The organism is Pseudomonas sp. B6(2017) (assembly GCF_002112765.1).
In the GTDB taxonomy this organism is placed as follows: Bacteria; Pseudomonadota; Gammaproteobacteria; order Pseudomonadales; family Pseudomonadaceae; genus Aquipseudomonas; species Aquipseudomonas piscis.
This window is the reverse complement of the sequence record NZ_NEIQ01000048.1, coordinates 1-1,847: the sequence shown is the minus strand read 5'-3', so window position 1 is coordinate 1,847 and position 1,847 is coordinate 1. Positions and strand designations below refer to the sequence as shown.

The window sequence follows — 1,847 nt, the reverse complement described above, 5'->3', positions numbered from 1 at the left end:
GGCGCCGGTCACGCCCTGGGCATCGCTCTTGATGCCCTGGAGCGAAATGCCCCGATCCTGGGCCGCCTTGAACAGCACCAGGGCGGTGGCCTCGACCGAGCTGCCGTTATCGATGGCGGCTTCGATCTCCGTTTCGAAGCCTTTGCTGGCCAGGGCGTTGATGCCCTTGATGCGCTCGCGCTCGACCGTCGCGGCCTCGGTGCGAATCGCGCCCAGGTCCGGCTGGGAAGCCTGGGCAATTTCGATAGTGGTCGGGTCGGTGCCGGCTGCCAGAGCAGTGCGCAGCTCAGCCGTAGTCGTGACGGTGGTCATGGTGTGTATCCTTGGGTTGGTGGTGATGGCCGGCTTGGCCAGTTCGGTGATCAGTGCTTCCAGCGAGCCCACGCGGTGGGCCAGGCCGTGCTTGACGGCGTCGGCGCCGACGCGCAACCCGCCGTGATCGCCCATCTCGGGGACCTCCTCAGCGGCAACGCCCAGGTTGCGGGCGACCTTGCCCACAAACACTTCGCCCAGGGCGTCGATGGTTTCGCCGATCTTGGCGCGGCCTTCCTCGGTGGCCAGATCCGGGCGCTTGTTCGGGGCGTTGCGGCTGACGATCTGGTATCGCTTGCGCCCGGTGGCGTTCTCACCCTCCACCACGGCCTCGACCACGACACCGATGCTGCCGGCAAGGCTGGCCTCGTCGATCACGATTTCGCTTGCCGCCGAAGCGATCCAATAGCCCGCACTGGCGCCCGTGCCGCCGATGTACGAAACAATCCGCTTACGGTCCCGGCCGGCGTAGATCAGCTCGGCCAGCTCGTTGATGCCCGATGCCACGCCGCCTGGGCTGTCGATGTTCAGGACAATGGCCTTGATCTTGGGGTCATCCAGCGCCTGCTGAATGTCCGTGGCCAGCACCTGGGTACTGGTCGCCCCGCTGATCTCGGTAAAGAGATTGGCGTAACGAAAGATCGGCCCCACCACCGGCACCACGGCCACGCCATTGCGCACGGTGACCTGGCGGGTGTTCTCCAGCCGTTCGCCGCGCTTGGCTTCCAGGGCCATCGGATCGCCCAGCCGGTCGGATATGGCCAGCAGGTTATCCAGGGCAGCAGGCAGCATCAGCCAGGGCTGCGAGGCAGCCAGCTCGAATGCTCGCGACATGGTTAGTCCTCTTTGGGTTCAGGTTCAGGCGGGTTTTCCAGCCCACCTTTGGGCAGCGCCTGCAGGTTGTGTTTGCGTCGCTGCTCGACTTCGCGCACGCGCTGGCGGAACACCTGTTGCCAGGGCTCGCCGGTCATCGCTGCGGTTTCCAGGGTTTCGTTGCTGACACCGATCTCGATTCGCTTGCCGGCGGCGTTGGCCTCTTTCAGCTCGTCGATAGCGCCTCGGGCCGGACCGATCCACAGTGCTTGGCAATACGCCTTGCGTTTGGCTGGGTCGCTGTAACCAGGCAGGTCGATCAGCCCGCGAGCCACCGCTTCATCGATCACCAGTTCACGGCTGGGCTGGCAGAAGTCACAGGCCAGCCACCAGCGCCGCAAGCTGTAGAAGCGCCACGCCTGGAGCATCGCGGCCCGGGCAGCGCTGTAGCTGCTGCTGTAGTGCAACAGCAACTCCTCCAGGGGCAGCTCCAGGGCGGCACCGATCTCCTTCACCACGGCCGAGAAGAACGGATCGAACTGAGCGTTTGGCCGGCCTGGGTTGGCCACCACCGGCTCTTCACCCACCCCGAGATCCACGACGGCGCCTTCACCCAAGCTCAACTCACCGTCCGAAGTGTTGTCGCCCCCGGGCTGTTCATCGGACAAGGCCGTCATCGGCAGATTGCTCGTTGGGAACTCGGAGCTTTTCTTGATGAACAC

The 1,847-nt window shown here is 65.1% G+C and carries 2 protein-coding genes; both read right to left on the bottom strand.

The genetic code is table 11. The features are described from left to right. Positions 1–1,146 (bottom strand): S49 family peptidase (locus CAG11_RS32795; protein ID WP_085600831.1); only part of this gene is annotated, 1,146 nt, incomplete at its 3' end. Positions 1,147–1,148: 2 nt separating this feature from the next. Beyond that, positions 1,149–1,847 (bottom strand): phage portal protein (locus tag CAG11_RS32790; protein WP_143494887.1); only part of this gene is annotated, 699 nt, incomplete at its 5' end.